This window comes from Bacteroides sp. AM54-2NS, assembly GCF_003602935.1.
In the GTDB taxonomy this organism is placed as follows: Bacteria; Bacteroidota; Bacteroidia; order Bacteroidales; family Bacteroidaceae; genus Bacteroides; species Bacteroides xylanisolvens.
The window spans coordinates 1-24,742 of sequence record NZ_QTMZ01000061.1 but is presented as its reverse complement, the minus strand read 5'-3'; the positions used below and the strand labels follow the sequence as shown (position 1 = coordinate 24,742).

Genomic DNA, 24,742 nt, shown 5'->3' with positions numbered 1-24,742 from the left:
AAGACTTTATTTATTATTAGATATACAAGAGTATTGCCATTAAATAAGTTTTGAGAAGAGAAGGGAACTATTGATTATTAAACAATTAGCACTCGTGCGTTTTCCCTGTCCAGTGCATGAACTTTATTACCATGCTGTTTCAAAGCAGTTATTTGTGGGAAACTATAAAGAGGGAATACTTATATATGACATGGGGGGAACAGGAAAAATCATCTCTTGTCAATTCCCCAATCATGTAGAGATTAACCAGATTGCTGCTTTAAACGCTCATGAACTTCTAGTGGCTACTGGGGGAAGAGGTGTATATAAGCTGGATGTGAATACATACATGAGTGAACCCTATATAACAGCTGATTATGGCAGTTATAACGGGATGAATGGAAATAATATTAATGATGTCTATGTGGATGAAGAAGATCGCATCTGGCTCGCAAATTATCCCACCGGCATTACAATCCGTAACAACCGTTATGGAAGTTATGACCTGATAAGACATTCTCTTGGTAATACCCGGTCACTGGTGAACGATCAGGTTCATGATGTGGTGGAGGATAGTGACGGTGACCTCTGGTTTGTAACCAGTAACGGTATCAGTTTCTATCAGACTGATACAAAAGAATGGCGTTCCTTCTTTAGTTCCTTTGATCCGGTACCGAATGATGAGAATCACATTTTTTTAGCGCTGTGTGAAGTCTCTCCCGGTGTAATGTGGGCTGGTGGTTATACATCGGGTATTTACAAGATAGAGAAGAAGAAAGGGTTTAAGGTAACTTATCTTTCTCCTGCTGCCATTGCAGGAGTACGTCCCGATCAATATATTTATGACATTAAAAAAGATTCGGGAGGTGATATCTGGTCCGGTGGATATTATCATCTGAAGCGTATCAATCTTGATACTAAAAATGTACGTTTATATCCGGGAGTAAGTTCTATTACTACCATTCAGGAGAAGGATGACCGGCTGATGTGGATTGGTACGCGAATGGGACTCTACCTGCTTGATAAAGAATCCGGAATTTACCGGTATATTGATCTGCCTGTTGAATCTCCCTATATATGTGCATTATACCAGAGAGAAGACGGTATCTTGTATATCGGTACCCGTGGAGCCGGACTCCTTGTTTATGACATTAATAAGAAAAAGTTTATCCATCAATATCGTACTGATAACTGTGCGTTGATTTCCGACAATATTTATACAATTCTTCCGCGTCAGGACGAGAGTCTTCTGATGGGTACGGAGACCGGTATTACAATCTATTCTCCCCAGAAACATTCTTTTCGTAACTGGACACGTGAACAAGGATTGATGAGTGTCAGTTTTAATGCAGGTTCTGCCACGACCTGCAATAAAAGCATGCTTGTTTTCGGTGGTAATGATGGTGCTGTTAAATTTCCGACAGACATACAGATACCGGAACCGCATTATTCACGTTTGTTGCTGCGCGATTTTATGATAGCTTATCATCCCGTTTACCCGGGTGATGACGGATCTCCTTTGAAAAAGGACATTGACGAAACTGACCGGCTGGAACTAGCCTACGGACAAAATACTTTTTCCCTTGATGTAGCTTCCATTAATTATGATTATCCTTCCAACATTCTTTATTCATGGAAGATTGACGGTTATCATAAAGAGTGGAGCCGTCCGAGTCAGGATAACCGGATTCTTGTCAGAAATCTGCCTCCTGGCAGTTATACGTTGCAAATTCGCGCCATATCCAATGAAGAGAAGTATAAGACCTATGAGACTAGGAACATTCAGATTGTTATAACCCCTCCAGTATGGGCCAGTTTGTGGGCTATGGTGGGATATGCAATTCTGTTGGTATTGGTTATGATTATCATCTTTCGTATCATCATGTTGCAAAAGCAGAAGAAAGTGTCGGATGAGAAGACACGGTTCTTCATTAATACGGCTCATGACATACGTACGCCGCTTACGTTGATAAAAGCTCCGCTGGAGGAAGTCATAGAAAATCGTATGGTGACCGAACAGGCGTTACCCCATATGAATATGGCTCTTAAGAATGTAAATACATTGCTTCAGCTGACAACGAACTTGATAAATTTCGAACGGATAGATGTCTATTCATCCACTCTTTATGTTTCCGAGTATGAGCTGAATACTTTTATGAATGATGTTTGTGCTGCTTTTCGCAAATATGCTGAAATGAAACATGTCAGGTTTGTTTATGAAAGCAATTTTGACTATCTGAATGTGTGGTTTGATAGTGACAAGATGGGATCTATTCTGAAAAATATCTTGTCGAATGCATTGAAGTATACACCTGAAGAAGGTAGTGTCTGCATTTCCGCTTGTGAGGAAGGAAACACGTGGAGCATTGAGGTGAAAGATACGGGAATTGGTATTCCTTCGTGCGAACAGAAGAAATTGTTCAGGAACTGTTTTAGAGGTAGCAATGTTGTCAATCTAAAAGTGACAGGTAGCGGAATAGGGCTGATGTTGGTATACAAACTAGTCAAATTACATAAAGGCAAGATTCAGATTCAGAGCAATGAACAACAAGGCACTTGTGTACGAGTTACTTTCCCGAAAGGAAATAGCCATCTTCATAAAGCTAAATTTATTTCTCCCAAGCTGCCGGATGAACGTCCGGAGACTATCATACCGGGTAGTATTTCTGATTTGCCGGCTATGGAAATATCCCAGATAAACAGTTCCTTACAACGGATCCTGATAGTGGAGGATAATGATGATTTGCGCAATTATCTGGTGGATATGCTGAAGACGAGTTATAATATTCAGGCTTGTCCGAATGGAAAGGATGCACTTATCATAATCAGGGAATTTAATCCGGATCTTGTTATATCCGATATAATGATGCCTGAAATGAGCGGAGATGAACTTTGTTCAGCGATAAAAGGGGATCTTGAGATGTCTCATATTCCGGTCGTTTTGCTGACAGCATTGGGAGACGAGAAGAATATGCTAGAAGGGCTGGAAATCGGAGCGGATGCTTATATCACCAAGCCTTTCAGTGTAGGAATACTCAAGGCAACGATTAAGAATTTGCTGGCGAATCGTGCTTTGCTCCGTCAGGTTTATAATAGTATCGAAGAGGAAGAACAGAAATTTGCGGTTAATTGTACTAATACTCTGGACTGGAAATTTATTGCTTCGGTCAAGGAATGTATAGAGAAGAACATGAGTGATCCGGATTTTAATGTAGAAATGCTTAGCAGTCGCCATCACATGAGCCGTACGAGTTTCTTTAATAAATTAAAGGTCTTGACAGGTTATGCTCCGGCTGATTATATCCGGATGATACGTTTGCAACATGCTGCACAATTGCTAAAGCAGGGCGAATATACAATAGCGGAAATTACCGATAGGGTCGGGTTCTCGGATGCGAAATATTTCCGTGAGGTATTTAAAAAGTATTATGGTGTAAGTCCGAGCAAATATGGAGATTCGGAAAATACAGAACCTTGTCCGGCAAGCAATTTAAAAAATGAGAAATAGTAGGCAGCGTATATAAACATTGTTCTATGCCCGGTTGTTATGTTTGGCAAACAAATATATATTCTGCCGGATGAGAGCAATATTGATATTTTTAGCTGGTCTGCTTTTCCCTATAACTTTTTTATTCGGGCAAAGTGCAATTCAGAAATATGCAGGAACGGCTATGCCGTATCCTTTGATAAAGAATCTGCCTGTTTTGAACCATGATGGTATGGTTCCTTTTTATATCAATCATTTAGGAAGGCACGGAGCACGGTTCCCGACTTCGGGAAAAGCATTAGAGAAGGTTAGAAATGTGCTTATATTGGCGGAGCAGGAAAACAGATTGACTGTAAAAGGTCAGGAACTGCTTGCTACGGTATTACGGCTGTCCGAAGCTTTCGAAGGACGATGGGGAGAATTGTCGGCAGTAGGAGAGCAGGAACAAAAGGGAATAGCAGAGCGTATGCTATTGCGTTATCCTGAAATATTTGTAGATTCGGCGCGAATTGAAGCGATAGCTTCCTATATTCCTCGTTGTATTAGTAGTATGGATGCTTTTCTTTCTGGTATGGAAAAACAGGATTCCTCATTGGTAATAAAGAAAAGTGCAGGAAAGCAATATAACCCACTTCTTCGTTTTTTTGATTTGAACAAGCCTTATGTTTATTATAAAGAGAAAGGTGACTGGATTTCTTTGTATGAATCATTTGTGCAAGATAAGATAGTTTTTACACCTGTCATGAAAAGGATTTTTCTCACCTCAGGACAAGAAACAGAACAGGAAAAACGGGAGTTTGTCATGGCTTTGTTCTCAATAGCAGCTATACTTCCTGATACAGGCTTATCTTTTAATATGAAAGGTATTCTCAATGATAAAGAATGGTATGGTTATTGGCAAACACAAAACTTGCGGCAATATCTGACTAAAAGTGCAGCACCAGTTGGAAATATGTTGCCGGTTGCAATTGCATGGCCGTTACTTTCAGAGTTTATTCAAACGACAGAGCAGGCAATTAACGGGCAATCGGACAATCGGGTGGATCTTCGTTTTGCGCATGCAGAAACTGTCATTCCTTTTGTAGCATTGATGGGTATAGGAAAAACGGATATACAGATAGCATCACCTGATTCCGTATCCATTTATTGGAAAGATTATGAAATTGCTCCGATGGCAGCTAATGTGCAATGGGTGTTTTATCGTGATAAGAACTGTCAAGTCTGGGTCAAAATACTTTTGAATGAGCAAGAAGTAACCATTCCGGTGGTCACATCCTTTTTCCCATATTATCGGTGGGAAGAAGTCTGCCACTATCTGAAACAACGGATAGCAATATCAAAAGAGATTCTTTCCAGGTTTTCAAGTAAGACTGATTAGCAAAAAAGCCCTGTAAGAATGATTGCTTCTCACAGGGCTTATTTGTATGGAAAGAGTATTTTTTATAATAATTTGTTGGAGCCAAGTATAATCAACATGGTATATCCCAATATCAGTCCGATGATTCCCATGATTATTCCGACTTTTTCCATATCCTTTTGCTGAATCATGCCTGTGGCATGTGCCAATGCGTTGGGAGGAGTACTGATAGGCAATATCATTGCTAATGATGAACCGATTGCCACTCCAATCAATAAAGTCTCTACTCCACCTAAGGAAGATAGGTTCTCACGCATGCTGCTTCCTGCAATGGCTAGGATGGGGACGAGCAATGCTGCCGTAGCTGTATGTGAGATGAAATTAGCCATAGCATAACAAATAAGTCCGGAGCCGACAATCATTAATACAGGAGGCCATGTGTTGAATGGGATAGCTTCAATCATATGTTTCGCCAGTCCGGTTTCTTGTAAAGCAACGCCCAGGGCGAAGCCGCCGGCTACCATCCAGAGTACGCTCCAACTGATTTCTTCCAGATCGCGTTTGGTGATGACTCCCGTTATACAGAAAACGGCTACCGGAATCATAGCTACTACATTAGAGTTTACTCCCGTCACCTTGTCAAACATCCAAAGTATGACTGTGATAGCAAAAGTGATATAAACCACAATGGAACGCCAGTCTTTTTTGGCTTCACCTTCAATTTGTAATTCAATATTTTTTTGTTTAAAGGGAAACAATCGTAAAAGTATGAACCAAGCGATAAACAATACAATAATAGTATAGGGTAACATAAAACTCATCCATTCTCCGAAACCGATATTCAGGTTCAGTCCCTCCGGATCATTCAGGTATTTTAAGGCAATTGCGTTGGGCGGTGTGCCGATAGGAGTTCCCATGCCACCCACATTAGCAGCTACAGGAATAGCCATAGCCAGACCTATTTTTCCTTTACCGTCTGCCGGAAGTGCTTTTAATACAGGAGTTAGGAAAGTGAGCATCATGGCAGCTGTAGCCGTGTTGCTAAGGAACATTGAAAATGCAGCTGTAACAAGAATGAATCCTAATAGTACATAGCGTGATTGGGTTCCGAAAGGTCTTAGCATGACGCGTGCCAACAATACGTCCAATCCGCTTTTGGTTGCTGCGATGGCAAGTATGAACCCACCAATAAATAACATAATGATTGGATCGGCAAAGCAATGCATAATGGACTTATATTTGACTGTCTGTCCCAATTCTTCTGTCGAGATTCCTTGAGTAAGGAACCATAAGCTGCTGTCGGAAACGGTGAGTAACAATAAAACGACAATCAATACAGAAGTGGTCCATGCAGGGACAGCCTCGAATACCCACATCAGTGTGGCAAAAATAAAGATAGAAATAAGTCTTTGTTCTATAACTGTTAACCCTTCTATACCAAATGTGTCAATAGGGAGGAGCCATAAAATAAGGGAAAGGGTAATAGCTACGGTTAGCTTTATGCATCTGGCCACTGTCTGATTTTTTGCCAACCGTTTGGCTTTCTTTAAGTCCTGATAAGCTTCCACTAGATGGAAGCCGTGAAAAATCTTGTACATAATACTAGTTTAAGATAAAATTAAAAAACGGTGCAAAAATAACTTTTTATTCTATATCTCGTAAATCAACGAGAGAAGTTTTTTATAATTCTTTTGGATTGTGATGTCCTTGAAGATATTAATATGGATATTAGGTAGTCTGCTGCAATTTCTCTAAATTTGTGCCATTAACTCGACTAATACATTCATGGAGCACACTGAAACTTTAATAGTAGAGCAGTTGAAGATAGGCAACGAAGACGCCTATCAATACATCTATGACCGTCACTATGCTCTGCTGTGTCATGTCGCAAGTGGCTATGTAAAAGATCAATTCCTCGCGGAAACCATTGTCGGGGATACTATTTTTCATTTATGGGAGATTCGTGAAACGTTAGAGATTTCCGTTTCTATCCGTAGCTATTTGGTGAGAGCCGTCCGTAATCGTTGTATCAACTATCTGAATTCTGAATGGGAAAAGCGTGAGATCGCGTTTTCATCTCTAATGCCTGATGAGATAACAGACGATAAAATGACGATCTCCGATTCGCATCCGTTGGGGGCATTGTTGGAGCGTGAACTGGAAGAGGAAATATATAAAGCCATTGATAAATTGCCGAATGAATGTCGTCGCGTATTCGATAAAAGTCGTTTTGAAGGAAAATCATACGAAGAAATTTCTCAAGAGTTAGGCATCTCTGTCAATACGGTTAAATATCATATAAAGAATGCATTAGCATCTTTACAAATGAATCTAAGTAAATATCTGATTACTCTACTTTTATTTTTTTTCGGGTAAAAACGAAAAAAAGTCATTTTTAGACTACCCTCAATTAAAAAACTACTGTCTCCTTTATAGAACGCAGAAAAATGGAAGAAGAAAAGAAACATATTGATGAATTGATTGCAACCTATCTGACGGAAGGTTTGGACAAAAATGCTTTAGCCGAACTGAAAGCATGGATAGCTGCATTACCTGAAAATAAGAATTACTTTATTCAGCAGCGGGAAGTCTGGTTTTCTGCTGTCAGTCGTGAAGCTGCGTCGAAATACAATAAAGATAAAGCGTTCGATACATTTAAGAAACGTATCGGAAATCGGAAGGAAATAGAAAAAACTTCTCATCATGGATTCCGGTTGTCAATGTTGTGGCGTTATGCAGCGATTATTGCAGTCATACTTGCAGTCGGCTGCTTCTCTTATTGGCAGGGAGGAGTGAACGTAAAAGACACATTCGCGGATATATCCGTAGAAGCTCCTTTAGGATCGAGGACAAAGCTTTATTTGCCGGATGGTACATTAGTTTGGCTGAATGCCGGTTCACGAATGACTTACTCACAAGGTTTCGGAGTCGATAATCGTATGATCGAACTGGAAGGTGAGGGATATTTTGAAGTCCGGCGGAATGAGAAACTCCCTTTCTTTGTAAAGACTAAGGATTTACAATTGCAAGTACTGGGAACAAAATTTAATTTTCGCGATTACCCGGAGGATCATGAAGTCGTAGTATCTTTATTGGAAGGGAAAGTAGAACTGAATAATTTACTGAAAAAAGAAAAAGAAGCAATTCTTGCGCCTGATGAGAGAGCAATATTGAATAAAACGAACGGACGGATGACAGTAGAAACAGTTACAGCCTCTAATGCTTCGCAATGGACGGACGGTTATCTGTTTTTTGATGAAGAGCTTCTGCCGGACATCGTGAAAGAATTGGAACGTAGCTACAATGTTACTATTCGCATCGCCAATGATTCTTTAAATACCTTCCGGTTCTACGGTAATTTTGTCCGTCGGGAGCAAAGTATTCAGGAAGTATTGGATGCGTTGGCATCTACGGAGAAAATACAATATAAGATTGAAGAACGCAATATAACTATCTATTAACCGGTTACCAGAGATTTATAATACTATGATTGTTTAACCTTAGAAATTGAAGAATATGAAGGAAGAAAATAATACTGAATAGTCTTTAGTGAATGAATAAGGAGAGAAAAATAAAAACCGGAAGATCTCGAACATCTTCCGGCTCCTGAATCTCTTCTTCAACAACTTTCAAACGTGAGCATGTTTTCAAAAGAGATAATGCAAAGTTAGCAAAATACATCTCTTTTAAAACGAGTTATTCAAGTTTTAATTAAATAATTTGTTTATTTTATGAATTACAGGAAGAAGGCCATATTAATGGTCGTGGCTCTCTTTTGCCTTAACATAGCAATGCTAGCCCAGGCCGTTTCATTGAAAATGAATAATGTTTCAGTGAAAGAAGCAATGACGCAATTGAAGAATAAAAGCGGATATTCTTTCGTATATAAAGTGGGAGATCTGGATACAAAGAAAATTGTGAGTGTAAAGGCAAAGCAGTTGAATGAGGCTATCGATCAGATATTGTACGGGCAAGATGTTGTTTATGAGGTAAAAGGTAAAAACATTGTTGTCCAAAAAGGGCAACGGCAGAATACCTCTAAAGACACTAAAAAACGTAAAATCACAGGTGTGGTGAATGATGCCAATGGTGAACCGATCATCGGTGCTACCATCAAGGAAAAAGGAACGGCTAACGGAACCGCATCTGATTTGAATGCGAAGTTCTCGTTGGAAGTATCACCGGGAGCCGTATTAGAGATTTCCTATATTGGTTATCAGACACAGGAAGTAAAAGTGGGAGACCGGACCTCTTTATCCGTGACCTTGGCTGAAAATCAGCAAATTTTAGATGAGGTGGTAGTGGTGGGCTATGGTACGACTTCCCGCAAGAATCTGACTACTTCTATTGCTACAGTAAAAACAGAAAAAATATCGAAAGCAGCTACCAGTAATATTTCCGGAATGTTGTTGGGGCGTGCTGCCGGTTTGCAGGCAACCGTATCCAGTCCCCAGCCGGGGGGAGGCATCAATATCTCCATTCGTGGAGGTGGTACACCGATTTATGTGGTAGATGGAGTGGTTATGCCTAGCGGCTCTTTTGAAGTCGGTACGGGGAGCACATCACTTCCTTCCTCCGTCAACCGTGCAGGATTGGCAGGATTAAATCCCAACGATATTGAATCTATTGAAATCCTGAAAGATGCTTCTGCCGCCATTTATGGTATCGGAGCTGCCGATGGTGTTATTTTGGTGACTACCAAAAAGGGAAAAGAAGGAAAACCGACCATAGTGTATGAAGGAAGTTATTCCATACAGAAACATTATCCTTATCTGGAGGTATTGAGTGGTCCCGAATTGATGAACATGGTCAATGTTTTTAGTAAGGAGAATTATTTATATGACAAAGGTCAGTATCCTTATGGAAATACCGCTTATGATGATAAGTGGACACCTATCTTTACACCGACACAAATAGCCAATGCTCCGACTACGGACTGGTTGGACAAAGTGCTGAAAACAGGTGCGGTGACCAATCATAATCTGACGATTAGCGGTGGTTCTGAAAAGTTTAAATATTATCTGGGTGTTAACTACTATAAAGAAGATGCTACCGTTCATAATTCGGATATGGAGCGCTACTCTTTGCGTACAAATATCACCTCCCAACTGACTAACTTTTTGAAACTGACAACAATCGTCAATTTGAATCAGAATAATTACACGAACTCTACTGTTGGCGGGGATGTTGGGAACTTAGGAGATCAGGGAGCCGGAGCACTTTTCGGAGCAATTTTCTATCCTTCCTATCTTCCTATATACGATGCCGAAGGGAAATATAATGTATTTAGCCGGACGCCTAACCCTGTTCCATGCATGATATTAATGATAAGTCCGAGCAAAGTGGTTATTACATGAATTTCTCATTGGATGTTGATATCATAAAGAATATGCTTTCGGCAAAAGTGTTGTATGGATTGAACAAGGAAAATACCTCTCGTGATTCATACATACCTTCTGATGTTTACTACGCATTGCAACGTAAATCCAGAGGAAACTTAGGATATGGAAAAAGGCAACAAAGCACTCTCGAAGGTACATTGACATTTCAACATAAGTTTGGAGAGCTGTTGGATATGAATCTGATGGCCGGTATGGGACGTTATCTCGATAGTGGTGATGGTTCGGATATATCATACGAAAATGCGAATGATCATATACAGGGAAGCAGTGTAGGCATGGCAGACGGTCCTTTCTATCCGACTTCTTATAAATATAAAAATGAAAAGAGGTCACAGTTTGTCAGAGGAAATTTCGACTTATTGGGTCGCTATGTAGTATCTGCTTCATTGCGCCGTGACGGTACGGATAAATTCTTTCCCAGTAAGAAATATGCTCTCTTCCCATCTGTTTCTCTAGCATGGAAAATGAACGAAGAATCATTTATAAAGAATATCTCCTGGATTAATATGTTGAAACTAAGAGCCAGTTATGGTGAAACTGGTAGTGACAATTTAGGTACAATACTATATGGTATTGTAACAACTACCCGTGAAGATGTTCAGTTCAATAATAATTCAGTTACCTATATTCCTTACATATTGTCCGGTGCCAACTATGAAGATGTAACCTGGCAAAAGACGGTTATGAAAAATATCGGATTGGATTTTTCCGTTCTTAGAGATAGAATCTGGGGTAGTGTAGATGTATTCCGTAATGACGTAACCCATTTGTTGGGGACAGCACCGACTGAATTATTGGGAATGCACGGAACACGTCCTATCAATGGAGGACATTATAAACGTACCGGAGTAGATGTGAGTTTGAATTCGCTGAATCTTCAAACACATGATTTCAAATGGACCTCTCAAATTACAATGTCCCATTATAACGCGGTATGGATAGAACGTATGCCCAACTATGATTATCAAAAATATCAGAAAAGGAAAAATGAACCGATGAATGCATTCTATTATTATAAAACGACCGGTATCATCAATGTGGATAAGAGTAATATGCCCGAATCGCAACGTTCGTTAGGTCCTGCTGCTTGTATGCCGGGATATCCTATTGTTAAAGATAAAAATGGTGATGGAATCATTGATGTGAATGACTCTTATATGGATAATACGTTACCTAAATTATATTTTGGTTTCGGGAATACATTTACATGGAAGAACTTTGATTTGGATATATTCATGTATGGTCAATTGGGAGTAAAGAAATGGAATGATGCATATGGCAATAGTATAGATGTCGGAGGTCTCTCCAGAGGAGTGGATGCGCACAATGTTGGTATCTATTCTTATAATATTTGGAATACCCAGACAAACACGAACGGACGCTTCCCGGGTATCGCAATCAGTAAATCAGTGGCTTTACCCGAAAATCTGGGCTTTGATTATACAAGAGAAAATGCCTCTTATATACGTGTAAGAAACATCACACTGGGATATAATCTGGGTCCCAAAGAGTTATCTGTATTTAAAGGATATATTAGAGGAATACGTGTGTTTGTCGATTTTCAGAATCCTTTGACCTTTACCAAATACAAAGGATATGACCCTGAAATCAACACTTCCTCTTCTAATTTGACCGGAGGGCAATATCCTCAAATGAGAGTTTATTCAATAGGTGCAAAATTAACCTTCTAAACTTCAAGCTATGAAATCTAACAAATTATGTCGTATGAAAAAGAAGATTTTTTTACCGATGCTTGTTTCCTTGCAACTATTATTCGGTAGTTGTGAGAATAATTTTGATCCTTATATTTATGGAGCTTTGTTGCAGGGAGAATATCCTTCTACAGAGCAGGAGTATGTTTCCTATATGATGATTTGCTACTTGCCATACACTACGGTTTGGACGTATGATATGGGTTCAGGCGGTTTGCAGCACGGTATTCATATACAGTCGGGAGGAACGGTACGTATGTTTGATTCCACTTCTGATATATGTGCATCTGCTACCACAGTAGGTGCAGACTGGGAACGCTTTACTAAAGGAGATTACAGTAATTGCTTTTATTACTGGCGTGGAAATGTAGATGATGGCAGTAACCTCAACCATTTCCCGAAAACAGCTCAAATAACCCGTATGACTGAAATCATTGGAACTTTGGAGAAAGCTCCTCTGACTGCTCTTACAGAAGAAAAAAAGAATAATCTGCTTGGAGAAGCGCGTCTGTGCCGTGGATTGATGATGTATTTTCTGTTACATGTTTACGGTCCTGTACCGGTCATCCTGGACCCTGAAAAAGTAATTGATCCGGAAGCGTTATCGAATACCGTGCGTCCTTCTTTGGATGAAATGGCCCAGTGGATTACGGACGACTTGGAATTTGCTGCAAAGAATGCGCCCGAAACAGCTCCCGATTTGGGACGCTATACGCGTGACTATGCCCGTTTCTGCCTGATGAAACACTGTCTGAACGAGGGAGAACACATGGAAGGCTATTATCAGAGAGCGATGGATATGTATAATGAACTCAATACAGGTAAATATGATTTGTTTAGAACTGGAAGTACCCCATACGTTGACCTGTTCAAGAATGCCAATAAATTCAATAAAGAAATCATTATGGCTGTCAGTTGTAGCCCGGCTGCCGATGGTAACCCGAAACATGGAAATGCGAATCCTTTCCTGATGTGGGCTTTACCTTCCGATGTGGCAAAAGGGGAGCCTTTCCCAATGGGAGGCGGATGGTTTCAGGCTTTCAGTATGGATAAGAAATACTATGATGCTTTCGAAAGTAACGACGGTCGTTTGAAAACAATTGTGACTAGTTATAAAGACAAGAATGGTGTTATCATTAATAAAGACAATCTGGGGGTGAGATGGAATGGATATATTATGAATAAATTTCCGCAGGAAACCATGACAACTTTCCAGGGTACCGATATTCCTTTGGCAAGATGGGCCGATGTATTATTGATGTATGCAGAGGCAGAAGTACGCAAAACAGGAACCGTTCCTTCTGTGGCTGCTATAAATGCAGTAAATCAAGTAAGGAACAGAGCCGGATTGGCAAATTTGCCGGCTGTGGCAACCAATACCAAAGATGCTTTTCTGGATGCGATCCTGATCGAACGGGGACATGAACTCTTTTATGAAGGTAATCGTAAAATTGACTTGATCCGTTTTAATAAATATGCGCAGGAAATGTATAAGGTGAAGGGAGTAATGCCGACGCATCAGTACATGCCGATCCCTAATTATGCAGTCGAACAGGCGGTTTCTTATGGAAAAGAGCTGAAGCAGACTTGGGAACGTCCGGGTTGGGCGGAAGATAAGAGCAAAGCGCAGCAAAATATAAATTAAACCTATTAACTGAATATAAAGATATGAAACGTATGAGTTACTATATAATTGGTCTATTATTGTCTTTAATGAGTTGGGCATGCTCGGATGATGTAGAAACAGGCAGAGAAGAAATTCCGGTGGAAACGGATGGCGGATATTTATTTGCCCACATGACGAATGCTAATTATGGAAAGCTGTATTATGCAGCTTCCCGGGATGGTGTAAATTGGGAGACGCTGAATAAAGGTCGGATAATCAATAGTGCTTACATTGGGCATCCAGATATTTGTCAGGGACATGATGGGGCTTTTTATATGATAGCAGTCAATCCGTTGGCTTTGTGGCGGTCGGAAGATTTGGTGACATGGACGTCTACCCCGTTGGATGAAATGATTTTTAATCGTAGTAATGCGCAGGGATTTTATACTACTTATTATTGGGGAGCACCCAAGATGTTTTATGACAAGGACAGCGGACAATATATTATAAGCTGGCATGCCTGCAACGATCCGGATAAGGATGACTGGGACAGTATGCGTACTCTCTATGTGTTGACAAAAGATTTTGAGACGTATACAGAACCGCAGAAACTGTTCAACTTCACTGGTATAGATGAGAACATGGCTATTATTGATGCCATTATCCGGAAGGTAAACGGTGTTTATTATGCAATCTTGAAAGATGAACGCGATCCGGCTGTTGCTCCGGAAACCGGGAAAACAGTCCGTATTGCCACCTCTTCCAATCTGACCGGTCCTTACACCAATCCGGGAGCACCCGTCACTCCGAATGATATGATGCGCGAAGCACCTATTTTTATCGAACGGCCCAATCATAGCGGTTGGTTCATTTATGCGGAGTCTTATGCTGCCAAACCTTATGGCTATCATTTGTTTCAGTCGACCTCTATGGACGGACCGTGGAAAGAGCGTACCTTCTCCGGACCTAATGTAAAGGATGGTACGGACAGACCGGGTGCACGACACGGCTGCATCGTGAAGGTGAACGAAACGGTTTATCAGGCTTTGTTGAAAGCATATAAAAAATAAATGTATAATCTTAATATGACTGTATTATGAAATATTATATATATACGATTTTTCTGCTTCTGTTGGCGGCATCCTGTAGCGATGACGTACAGAAATGGGATAATTGGCCGGAATGGAAACTTGCCTCTCCTCTTTCCGTAGGGGGGAATGTGTTGGATGAAGAAATTTACTCCAATTTTCAGGGGAAGAAGCTTCATTTGGAAAAGGGACAGGAAATCGAATTTTCGGGAACCGACGGTATAGAATCAATCCTCTCACCGGATTACTTTGAATACTTGTCCGGAAATAAAGCTCGTTTTAAAGGAGAGACAGGCGATTATAGTGTGCTTTATGATCCCGTTAATGAACTTCTGTATGTAGAAAAAGCCGGTGCAACTTATCCGGAAGGATTATGGTTCTGTGGTGCTAACTGGGGGCATCCTCAAGCGGGAGTGGTTACTACAAGTGGCTGGAGTATGGACGGAGCCAACAATGTGCTTTATTGTTATAAAAGTGCTGACAACGTTTTTCAGCTCACTGTATATCTGGCTAATAACTTCTCATTCAAGTTCTTCAAACATAGAGGTTGGGGAGAAGGTGATAATGAGATTACCACTTTACCGGAAGACAATATAACACTTACCACCCCATTCCTGGTTGCAGGAAAGAGTGGGGGAGATTTTATCCCTGGACCGCTGTTCCAACCCGGAGTATATCTTATTACGCTTGATTTGAATAATAATACTTGTGCTTTCGAAGCAAAAGATGAAAATATTCAGGAGCAAACCTTCCTTGTTAACGGGCATGAAATGGGTATATTAGAAGAGGCTTCGTCTTATCTGGGTATTGCTTTGGAACTTCATGAAGGCGATGAAGTGACTTTCGGCAATTTCGGTGATGTGAGAAAGATGCTTCAACCGGATTTCTTTGAAGATATAACAAAGGATAAAGCCACATTTATAGGGGCGGACGGAAACTATAAACTGTTTTACGATCCGGTAAACAAACTGATATATTTAGAAAATCGTTCAGTAAACTACCCGGATGGTTTATGGGTTTGCGGTTCTAATTTCGGACATCCTCAAGCCGGGCGGGTGACTGTTGCCACATGGACCTTCAATTTGCCGAGTGATGCATTCCAGTGCGTGAAGATATCGGATAATGTTTTTGAAACAACTCTTTATCTGGTTAAAGATTTCCAGTTTAAATTCTATAAGCAACGTCCGTGGGGAGGTGAACTGGCTAGCACCACTGTTAATCCTTATCCTATTAATCTATTAGGTAAAGGCTGGTTTTATAGTGATCCGGCAACGGGGGGTACTGGTGGCGGACATTTTACCGGTGATTTTGTAGCCGGACCGGATTTCACGCCGGGAGTATACTGTGTCCGGATAGATCTGAATAAGAATATATGTATGTTTATTGATAAGGTAGACGAAGGTCAGCTTGGAGAAGAATCTTATAAAATAAACGGTAAAGAACTGACTCAATCTGATTATCCCAATTATATCGGTGTAGAGTTGAATCTCACGAAAGGACAGACTGTCGATTTTGAAGGCTTTAGCTATCTGGATTATATGCTTCAACCGGAATACTTTACGAATGAAAACGGCCAATACAAGTTTAATGCTCCGGATGGCAAGTATAAGATCTCCTATAATAAGAATAGGGAACTTATATATGTAGAGAAAACGACTGGTGCGGAATTCCCCGAAACTGTATGGATCACTGGGGCTACCTTCGGACACCCTAGAATCAGCGGGCTTCTTGCTGATGATATTGGAAATTGGGGATGGGAAAATCCGAAAGATTTTATCTGTTGTGTGAAGACCGGGGATCGTATTTTCGAAACCAATCTATTTTTAAACAATGACTTTATGTTCAGATTCTATAAGAAAAAAGGTTGGAATAATGAAATTACTTCGTTTGACGTGACCATTGTGTCTGAAGGTGATTTAATAGCCCGGGGCGGTTATTGGAACGGAGATCAATGGCAGGAAACAGAAAACTTCGGACCGGGAGCTAATTTCAGAGCCGGTATATATCATGTCAAGCTGGATATGAATACAAATACCTGCACGTTTACAAAGAAATACTAGTTTTGAGTATTATATTAGTGTAGCATAACATAAAGAGGCCGGGTTAAAACAAACACGACCTCTTTATATAAATGGCTATGTGGTTTTCTCTTTTAGAAATGTCTTATTATATAGATTCTAAAAATAATATCCATGAAGAAATCTTTATTGGTTTTAGCTTTATTGTTTTCATTGGCAGCCTTTTCCCAGTCTCCGGTCGATAGGTCTTTTCCTCCGGAAGAGTTGTTTGCTTTGGGTTCTTATTATTACCCCGAGCAATGGGATTCCTCCCAATGGGAACGTGATCTGAAGAAAATGTCGGAGATGGGGATCAAATTCACCCATTTTGCAGAATTTGCCTGGACCATGATGGAGCCGGAAGAAGGAAAGTATGATTTTGAGTGGCTGGATCGTGCCGTCTCTTTGGCGGAGAAATATGGTTTGAAAGTAATCATGTGTACGCCTACTCCTACACCTCCTGCCTGGCTGTCGAAAAAGTACCCCGATATATTGATTCAGCGGGATAATGGAGTTTCCATTCAGCACGGACGGCGTCAGCATGCTTCCTGGAGTAGCGACCGTTACCGTCGTTATGTAGAAAACATTGTTTCCCGTCTGGCAATGCGTTATGGTAATCATCCTGCTGTTATCGGCTGGCAAATTGACAATGAGCCGGGACACTACGGAGTAGTGGATTACAGTGAAAATGCACAAATAAAATTCCGCGTCTGGCTACAAAAGAAATACAGGACCATCGACAAACTGAATGATACATGGGGAACCTCTTTCTGGAGTGAAACTTATCAGAACTTCGACCAAGTGCGTCTTCCCAGTCAGCAGGAAGTACCCGATAAGCCCAATCCTCATGCCATGCTCGACCTGAACCGTTTCATGGCGGACGAATTGGCGGGCTTTGTTAATATGCAGGCGGACATACTCCGGCAGCATATCAGCAGAGACCAATGGATCACTACCAACCTGATTCCTGTTTTCAATCCGGTTGATCCGGTACGGATCGATCATACGGACTTCCTGACCTACACCCGCTATCTGGTGACCGGACATAATCAGGGAATAGGCAGCCAGGGCTTTCGAATGGGGATCCCCGAAGATCTTGGGTTTTCCAATGACCAGTTTCGTAACCGTGTAGGCAAAACATTCGGAGTGATGGAACTACAACCCGGTCAGGTGAACTGGGGAGTGTATAATCCACAACCCCTACCCGGCGCTGTGCGTATGTGGGTGTATCACGTTTTTGCAGGTGGCGGGAAGTTTGTGTGCAATTACCGTTTCCGTCAACCTCTAAAAGGCAGTGAACAATACCATTATGGCATGATAATGACCGACGGGGTGACTCTTTCTCCGGGCGGTGAAGAATATGTACGTATTACGCAGGAGATGAAAAAGCTTCGTGCCGCCTACGATAAGAAAAGCCGTATGCCCAAACAGCTGGCTTCCCGACGCATTGGACTGCTTTTCGATATGAACAACTATTGGGAAATGGAGTTCCAGCGTCAAACAGACCAGTGGTGGACGATGCCGCACATACATAAGTATTACAACCTGTTGAAATCCTTGGCCGCTCCCGTCGATGTGATCTCGGAGAAGGAGGATTTTTCGGGTTATCCTTTCCTGATTGCGCCGGCTTATCAGTTGCTTGATAACAATTTGGTAGAACGTTGGACTGAATACGTGAAGAATGGAGGACATCTGATTCTGACCTGCCGTACCGGGCAGAAAGACCGTAATGCCAAACTGTGGGAGGCTCCTTTAGCTGCTCCCATCCACCAACTGGCCGGAATAAACAGCTTGTACTATGACCATCTGCCTCACAGTCTCTATGGAAAAGTAGATTTCGGCGGTGAGGAATACGCCTGGAACAATTGGGCGGACGTACTAACCCCGTCTGTCGGAACAGATGTTTGGGCTGTGTATGCGGACCAGTTTTATAAGGGAGCTGCTTCTGTGATACACCGTAGACTGGGTAGAGGAACAGTCACCTATATCGGAACGGATACCGATGACGGGAAATTGGAGAAAGAAGTAGTACGTCGTGTATATAAGGAAGCCGGCGTACCGACTGAAGATTTACCATACGGAGTAGTGAAAGAATGGCGGGATGGTTTTTACATCGCTTTAAACTATACATCGGACATTCAGGAAATAGCCATTCCCGATGAGGCGGAGATATTGATCGGCAGTGCACGCCTCGAACCTGCGGGAGTAGTGGTGTGGAAGGAAAAGTCAGACGACAGGCATAAATAATCAAATAAACGGGAATTAAAAGAACAAGGAATCTTTTATATTAATCAATTGAAAATAGCATGAAAAATAGATGGTGTGTTAATGTTGTGTTTTTATTCTTTTTAGTGGGGATATGTGTATGCGCCTGTACACAGGATTCTAATTCTTCAAACAACAGTCGTTGGACGGAAGAGAAGATACAAGAATGGTATGACAATCAGCCTTGGCTGGTAGGTTGCAATTATATTCCGGCAACGGCAATCAATCAGATAGAAATGTGGAGTACGGATACTTTCGATCCTGAACAGATTGATAAAGAACTATTATGGGCGCATGAACTGGGCTTTAATACCTTACGCGTATTCTTGAGCAGTGTCGTATGGCAAAATGATGCGGCAGGAATGAAGAAACGTATGGATGATTTTTTGAATATTTGCGGGCAATATTCAATCCGCCCTATGTTTGTGTTCTTCGATGATTGTTGGAATCCGGAGTCGGCTTATGGCAAGCAACCGGAACCGAAGACGGGTGTACATAATTCCGGCTGGGTGCAGGACCCTTCGTGTAGTTTGCGTAAAGACACACTGACGTTGTATCCTTTTCTACAAGAGTATGTAAAAGATATTGTCCGAACCTATGCTAACGATGACCGGATATTGATGTGGGATTTGTATAATGAGCCAGGGAATAGTAAACACGAGGAAACTTCTTTGCCCTTATTGACGAATGTCTTTCGTTGGGTGCGCGATTGTAAACCGTCACAACCGATTACTGCCGGTGTATGGGACTATAATTCTCCCCGGAAGAATGTTCTGAATGCGTTTGTGTTGAATCATTCGGACATCATCTCTTATCATAATTACGATAATGAGGAACGGCATGGCGAATGTATCAAATTTCTGAAGATGCTTAACCGTCCGTTGATCTGTACCGAATATATGGCCCGTCGCAATGACAGCCGCTTTTGTAATGTTCTTCCTTTGATGAAAAAAGAAAAGGTAGGCGCCATCAATTGGGGATTTGTTGCAGGAAAGACAAATACTATTTTTGCCTGGGATGACGTCATTCCGTCGGGTGAAGAACCGGAATTATGGTTTCATGATATCTATCGTCCTACCGGAGTACCTTATCAGCAGGAAGAAGTCGATTGTATTCAATCCCTGACAGGAAAAAAATAGAATTACGTATTCTTTTTTATCTCTGTTTTTTAGTTTTCATATAGGTTGCTATACTATATTATTTTATTTTTGTATCGTTCTTCTATAATTTGATAACTACTATAATTAAAACCATGAAAAAACTGAAGATTTTATTATTCTTATGTATTGTCGCATGTACGCTTACGGTACAGGCGCAAAAACAATTTACTTTGAACTCTCCGGATGGAAAGCTTCAAACGACGATTACCGTAGGTGATAAGCTGACTTATGACATCCGCTGTAACGGACGGCAGATTCTTGCTCCTTCTCCGATTTCGATGACATTGGATAACGGAGAAGTCTGGGGAGAGAAAGCAAAGTTGTCCGGCACTTCCGGGAAAAAAGTGGATCAGATGATTCCTTCTCCTTTCTATCGTGCCAGTGAATTGAGAGACCACTATAATGAACTGACTCTTCGGTTTAAAAAAGACTGGAATGTAGAGTTCCGTGCGTACAATGATGGTATTGCTTACCGCTTTGTCAGCCGTGCGAAGAAGCCTTTCAACGTGGTAGATGAAACAGTAGATTATCATTTCCCATCCGATATGGTAGCTTCTGTACCTTATGTAAAAACAGGAAAAGACGGTGATTATGACTCTCAATATTTCAATTCCTTCGAAAATACTTATACTACCGATCCATTATCGAAGCTGAATAAAAAACGTTTGATGTTTTTGCCATTAGTCGTAGATGCCGGTGAAGGCGTTAAGGTTTGTATCACAGAATCCGATTTGGAGAATTATCCCGGCCTCTATTTGTCTGCTATTGAAGGAGAAAATCGGTTGACGGGACGTTTCGCTCCATACCCCAAGAAGATGGTGCAAGGCGGACACAATCAACTTCAAATGTTGGTGAAAGAGCATGAAGCTACATTGCCAAAGTAGATAAACCCCGGAATTTCCCGTGGCGCATGAGCATTGTTACCACTTCCGATAAGGATTTGGCAGCAAGCAACTTGAGCTATTTGTTGGCTGCCCCTTCCCGTCTGACGGATCTTTCATGGATCAAACCCGGCAAAGTAGCATGGGACTGGTGGAATGCTTGGAATTTGGATGGCGTTGATTTTGTGACCGGAGTAAATAATCCGACTTATAAAGCCTACATTGATTTTGCTTCTGCAAACGGTATTGAATATGTGATACTTGACGAAGGCTGGGCGGTAAATCTGCAAGCGGATTTGATGCAAGTGGTGAAAGAGATTAATCTGAAAGAATTGGTAGATTATGCAGCCTCCAAAAATGTAGGCATCATTCTTTGGGCCGGTTATTATGCTTTCGAGCGTGATATGGAAAACGTTTGCCGTCATTATGCCGACATGGGAGTAAAAGGTTTTAAGGTCGACTTTATGGATCGTGACGATCAGCTTATGACTGCGTTCAATTATCGGGCTGCCGCGATGTGTGCTAAATATAAACTGATCCTCGACTTGCATGGAACGCACAAACGGCCGGTTTGAATCGTACTTACCCGAATGTATTGAACTTTGAAGGTGTCAATGGTCTGGAACAGATGAAATGGAGTCCGGCTTCGGTGGATCAGGTGAAGTATGACGTGATGATTCCTTTCACTCGTCAAGTATCCGGTCCGATGGACTACACTCAAGGAGCGATGCGCAATGCTTCGAAAGGTAACTATTATCCTTGCAATTCAGAACCGATGAGTCAGGGAACTCGTTGCCGTCAACTTGCTCTGTATGTTGTATTTGAATCTCCTTTCAATATGTTGTGTGATACGCCGAGCAACTATATGCGCGAACCGGAATCAACAGGATTTATTGCTGATGTTCCGACAGTGTGGGATGAAAGTATCGTGCTTGATGGTAAGATGGGAGAGTATATCGTAACAGCACGCCGGAGTGGAAATGTCTGGTATGTAGGTGGAATCACCGATTGGACGGCACGTGACATCGAAGTGGATTGCTCTTTCCTGGGTGGTAAGACGTATGACGCTACATTGTTTAAAGACGGAGCAAATGCTCACCGGATCGGGCGTGATTATAAATGTGAATCCATCCGGATAAAAAATGACAGTAAGTTGAAGATTCATTTGGCACCCGGAGGTGGGTTTGCTTTGAAGATTAAGTAAACAACCACTTTACACACTACATTGTCTATTAAATCTTGAAATAGATTTGATATATCTGCAATAGGTTGGATAAGGGTGCGTCCCCACCCTTATAAACGAAGAATAACCCTCGTTACAACTATCTGTAGCGAGGGCTATTACATTAAAAAGAGAGTTCTGGCACATTCCTGTCAGATTCTTATAAGCAAGTCGATTGGGAGGATCACCCTGTAATGACGATGATAGGCAGGGAGGTGTCAGGATAAAGCCGCAATACCTGTCCCTATCAAATTGGCATTATTCATGCTTTTGATATCGACCTCTACATCTTCCAAACCAAACAAACTGAAAAGCTCCCGTAATTTTTCCATGACAATCATGTTATAGTTCTTGTCTTTTCTGTTCTTGCTCCAAAAAAGACTGCCTTCGGCAACCAGGCAAATTTTTCGTATATTCTTGTTGTATGACTTCAACAACATGATAAGTCCTGTCAGTGAAGCTGCAACTAACTGTGCTGATCTACCATATATCCACTGTGCTACTTCTACATACACCTCCTTATAAATATCGGGATAGTTCATAATAGAGGTGAGCTTTTGTGCATCAAACTTTTCTTCGAACTCCTCCAATGGGAAAGTGGCTTTTAGAATATCTCCCAGGTACATACCGGATACAGCTTTTTCGAAACGTTGTTTTCCCGGATTCCCGGAGATTCCATCTACTGTATTATCCACTGCAGTGAGGAACGGTGGGTGAAAATTTCCGGATTCCAGATTGACGGGAATCAATCCATCTACTTTATGTGACGGATTTAATTTTTTAATTTTGTCAGCTGGAATAAAAGTTGCCATATTGGTGCCTGTTCCTACAATCAGACCTATATACGCATCGTAACTACTGTCGGTAAGCCCGGCAAATAAACTGGCAACAGTGTCATTGAGCACTTTTATGTTCGTAAACTTGATTTTATTTCTTTCATTCAGATAGTCGAGCAAAGGTTTTCCAACAACTTCTCCGATCATCTCTTTTATATCAACTCCTTTGGTCCAACGTAGCAGTTTGGCATCTCCACTTGGGACGGACTCTGTCGGATAAGAAAAACAATATCCAATTGGCATCTCTTTTTCCCGTTTTATTCCGGTTATCATATCTGCCATTTCTTTGAACAACTCCTCTCGGGTATAACCGGGAGTTTTCATAATCGACATGTCCTTTTTCCAACCATTGTTAGGATGAATGGTGGGAGGCATTTTGCTGAAGTCAACGATTGCTACCCGGTAATTCGTTCCTCCCAAGTCGAGTACTAATGATTTGCCATTGATACCATTTGCTTTTGGAGTGATGAAAGTGGGAATGCATTGTATCTCTGCATTTTCAGTATTCAAACCTTCTTCTACTTTAGCTTTAAATGAGCGAGCAATCTCTTTGAGCTGCTCATTATCTAACTGAAAAATATTTTTCTCCATGATATTATTTTTTATTGTATAGAATATGTTTATGTATGAATAACAACTGAAGAGGAATTTTGCTCGTTAGGTATACGGTATATGGATCCAATCGGATTCCTGGATTTATCTCTTTCTTTTTGCTCTTTTCCTTTTTGCTCTTTCTTAAAAAAATGCTGAATTCAGTTTACTTACGCACACTTTCTCCTGTCGCCTATTTTTCACTTGCATTTCTCATATTCTCATTGTTTTTCGATAAACGAAAGATAATCAAATAGATATATTATGAGAAATACTTTTCAAAACGGCATTTCTCATAATATTACCAGCTTTTTATGCTGAAAATAGTGTATTTCTCATAGACTTTTTTCTTATTCTCATATTCCTTTTATGCATTTTCTCTATTTCTTGTTTTTTGTGGTCGTCATTCTGTTCCTCCCAGTCTTTTTCCGGACTGATTGTTATTCTTCCTTTTTTATATAAGTAACTTTTTATAAAGCAATTACCTTGTCTTACTTTACTGCTTTCCTGTATTAAGTTCTCCTTATCCCTTTATATTTTATCCTAATCATTGTTGTGTTTTGCTATAAGTATTTGTATCGTTTCACTGGAGTGGGCAGATCATTGCACTCTAGTGAACGGTACTGTCTACTCTAGTGCACAGACCTTTCCACTCTAGTGGAACGATATGGCTGCTTATACATAAATATGCTAATGTCTACTCTCTATACTCTGCATGTCCATTTTATAATCTATTATTTAAGTATTACCTGATTACATCTCTAGCTTGGCTTGACTTCATAATAGTCTGATGCTTCCTTTGCCTTGTAGTAGACTCTTTTTTTACTGCGTGTTTCGTTGCAGTCCATGCTAACTATTACGGTTTTGTCGAAGAATAACTTGAATACTCTGCAAAACAAGTAAAAAAGTATTTGGAATCGCTTGGAAAATCTATGAGAAATGTTTTTGAAAGTGATGAAAAGCTATGAGAAATACGTTGTTTTATGGATAAAACGCTGGTAATACTATGAGAAATGCCGTTTTGAATAGTATTTCTCATAGTGTTATGCATTTGATTTATATATAGTTATTGTATTTACTATGAGAATATGAGAAATGA

General features: G+C 40.8%; 12 protein-coding genes and 3 pseudogenes. 13 read left to right on the top strand and 2 right to left on the bottom strand.

Annotated elements, in window-relative coordinates; all coding sequences use genetic code 11:
* Window positions 1–109: 109 nt before the first annotated feature.
* Together DXA05_RS23235 and DXA05_RS23230 are read left to right on the top strand one after the other, a co-directional pair.
* A pseudogene (locus DXA05_RS23235) lies at window positions 110–3,487 on the top strand (response regulator); the annotation flags it as partial.
* 70 nt (window positions 3,488–3,557) lie between these two features.
* The gene (locus tag DXA05_RS23230; protein ID WP_008026659.1) at window positions 3,558–4,844 is read left to right on the top strand and encodes a histidine-type phosphatase; all 1,287 of its coding nucleotides are present in this window, start codon (window positions 3,558–3,560) and stop codon (window positions 4,842–4,844) included.
* A gap of 62 nt (window positions 4,845–4,906) precedes the next feature.
* Here the strand turns inward: DXA05_RS23230 and DXA05_RS23225 are convergent, their stop codons facing one another.
* Window positions 4,907–6,421, bottom strand: coding sequence for an SLC13 family permease (locus tag DXA05_RS23225; protein ID WP_008026658.1), 1,515 nt, complete (start codon window positions 6,419–6,421; stop codon window positions 4,907–4,909).
* Window positions 6,422–6,608: 187 nt separating this feature from the next.
* On the opposite strand from DXA05_RS23225, the gene DXA05_RS23220 reads away from it, so the two are divergent.
* The 11 genes and pseudogenes from DXA05_RS23220 (at window position 6,609) to DXA05_RS28465 (ending at window position 22,198) form a co-directional block, all read left to right on the top strand.
* Window positions 6,609–7,199: an RNA polymerase sigma-70 factor gene (locus tag DXA05_RS23220; RefSeq protein ID WP_008026656.1), complete on the top strand. Its 591-nt coding sequence runs from the start codon at window positions 6,609–6,611 to the stop codon at window positions 7,197–7,199.
* A 71-nt stretch (window positions 7,200–7,270) separates the two neighbouring features.
* Window positions 7,271–8,284, top strand: coding sequence for a FecR domain-containing protein (locus tag DXA05_RS23215; protein ID WP_128859679.1), 1,014 nt, complete (start codon window positions 7,271–7,273; stop codon window positions 8,282–8,284).
* Between the two features lie 270 nt (window positions 8,285–8,554).
* Window positions 8,555–11,916, top strand: a pseudogene (locus DXA05_RS28480) (TonB-dependent receptor).
* Window positions 11,917–11,926: 10 nt separating this feature from the next.
* The gene (locus tag DXA05_RS23205) at window positions 11,927–13,582 is read left to right on the top strand and encodes a RagB/SusD family nutrient uptake outer membrane protein (protein ID WP_121960140.1); all 1,656 of its coding nucleotides are present in this window, start codon (window positions 11,927–11,929) and stop codon (window positions 13,580–13,582) included.
* Window positions 13,583–13,614: 32 nt separating this feature from the next.
* Window positions 13,615–14,613, top strand: coding sequence for a family 43 glycosylhydrolase (locus tag DXA05_RS23200; RefSeq protein WP_121960150.1), 999 nt, complete (start codon window positions 13,615–13,617; stop codon window positions 14,611–14,613).
* A 26-nt stretch (window positions 14,614–14,639) separates the two neighbouring features.
* Entirely contained in the window at window positions 14,640–16,691 is a 2,052-nt protein-coding gene (locus tag DXA05_RS23195; RefSeq protein WP_128859678.1) for a SusF/SusE family outer membrane protein, read from the top strand.
* A gap of 132 nt (window positions 16,692–16,823) precedes the next feature.
* A complete protein-coding gene (locus tag DXA05_RS23190) occupies window positions 16,824–18,935 on the top strand; it encodes a beta-galactosidase (RefSeq protein ID WP_128859677.1) in 2,112 nt (703 codons plus the stop codon).
* Between the two features lie 59 nt (window positions 18,936–18,994).
* On the top strand, window positions 18,995–20,092 hold the full coding sequence (locus tag DXA05_RS23185; protein ID WP_128859676.1) for a cellulase family glycosylhydrolase: 1,098 nt from the start codon (window positions 18,995–18,997) through the stop codon (window positions 20,090–20,092).
* Window positions 20,093–20,205: 113 nt separating this feature from the next.
* On the top strand, window positions 20,206–20,997 hold the full coding sequence (locus DXA05_RS28475) for a glycoside hydrolase family 97 N-terminal domain-containing protein (protein ID WP_347812619.1): 792 nt from the start codon (window positions 20,206–20,208) through the stop codon (window positions 20,995–20,997).
* A gap of 26 nt (window positions 20,998–21,023) precedes the next feature.
* Window positions 21,024–21,841, top strand: a pseudogene (locus tag DXA05_RS28470) (glycoside hydrolase family 97 catalytic domain-containing protein); the annotation flags it as partial.
* Window positions 21,833–22,198 carry a glycoside hydrolase family 97 C-terminal domain-containing protein gene (locus DXA05_RS28465; RefSeq protein ID WP_347812620.1) on the top strand — a complete coding sequence of 122 codons (366 nt, stop codon included), beginning with the start codon at window positions 21,833–21,835 and terminating at the stop codon, window positions 22,196–22,198. The pseudogene DXA05_RS28470 and the gene DXA05_RS28465, both read left to right, overlap by 9 nt.
* Window positions 22,199–22,434: 236 nt before the next feature.
* On the opposite strand, the gene DXA05_RS23175 is transcribed toward DXA05_RS28465, so the two are convergent.
* The gene (locus DXA05_RS23175; RefSeq protein WP_128859675.1) at window positions 22,435–23,643 is read right to left on the bottom strand and encodes a hexokinase; all 1,209 of its coding nucleotides are present in this window, start codon (window positions 23,641–23,643) and stop codon (window positions 22,435–22,437) included.
* Window positions 23,644–24,742 lie beyond the last annotated feature (1,099 nt).

Bases quoted from the DNA above. Each gene is read 5' to 3' on its own strand.
- DXA05_RS23230 (WP_008026659.1), top strand. From the start codon at position 3,558: ATGAGAGCAATATTGATATTTTTAGCTGGTCTGCTTTTCCCTATAACT.
- DXA05_RS23225 (WP_008026658.1), bottom strand. From the start codon at position 6,421: ATGTACAAGATTTTTCACGGCTTCCATCTAGTGGAAGCTTATCAGGAC.
- DXA05_RS23220 (WP_008026656.1), top strand. From the start codon at position 6,609: ATGGAGCACACTGAAACTTTAATAGTAGAGCAGTTGAAGATAGGCAAC.
- DXA05_RS23215 (WP_128859679.1), top strand. From the start codon at position 7,271: ATGGAAGAAGAAAAGAAACATATTGATGAATTGATTGCAACCTATCTG.
- DXA05_RS23205 (WP_121960140.1), top strand. From the start codon at position 11,927: ATGAAATCTAACAAATTATGTCGTATGAAAAAGAAGATTTTTTTACCG.
- DXA05_RS23200 (WP_121960150.1), top strand. From the start codon at position 13,615: ATGAGTTACTATATAATTGGTCTATTATTGTCTTTAATGAGTTGGGCA.
- DXA05_RS23195 (WP_128859678.1), top strand. From the start codon at position 14,640: ATGAAATATTATATATATACGATTTTTCTGCTTCTGTTGGCGGCATCC.
- DXA05_RS23190 (WP_128859677.1), top strand. From the start codon at position 16,824: ATGAAGAAATCTTTATTGGTTTTAGCTTTATTGTTTTCATTGGCAGCC.
- DXA05_RS23185 (WP_128859676.1), top strand. From the start codon at position 18,995: ATGAAAAATAGATGGTGTGTTAATGTTGTGTTTTTATTCTTTTTAGTG.
- DXA05_RS28475 (WP_347812619.1), top strand. From the start codon at position 20,206: ATGAAAAAACTGAAGATTTTATTATTCTTATGTATTGTCGCATGTACG.
- DXA05_RS28465 (WP_347812620.1), top strand. From the start codon at position 21,833: ATGTTGTGTGATACGCCGAGCAACTATATGCGCGAACCGGAATCAACA.
- DXA05_RS23175 (WP_128859675.1), bottom strand. From the start codon at position 23,643: ATGGAGAAAAATATTTTTCAGTTAGATAATGAGCAGCTCAAAGAGATT.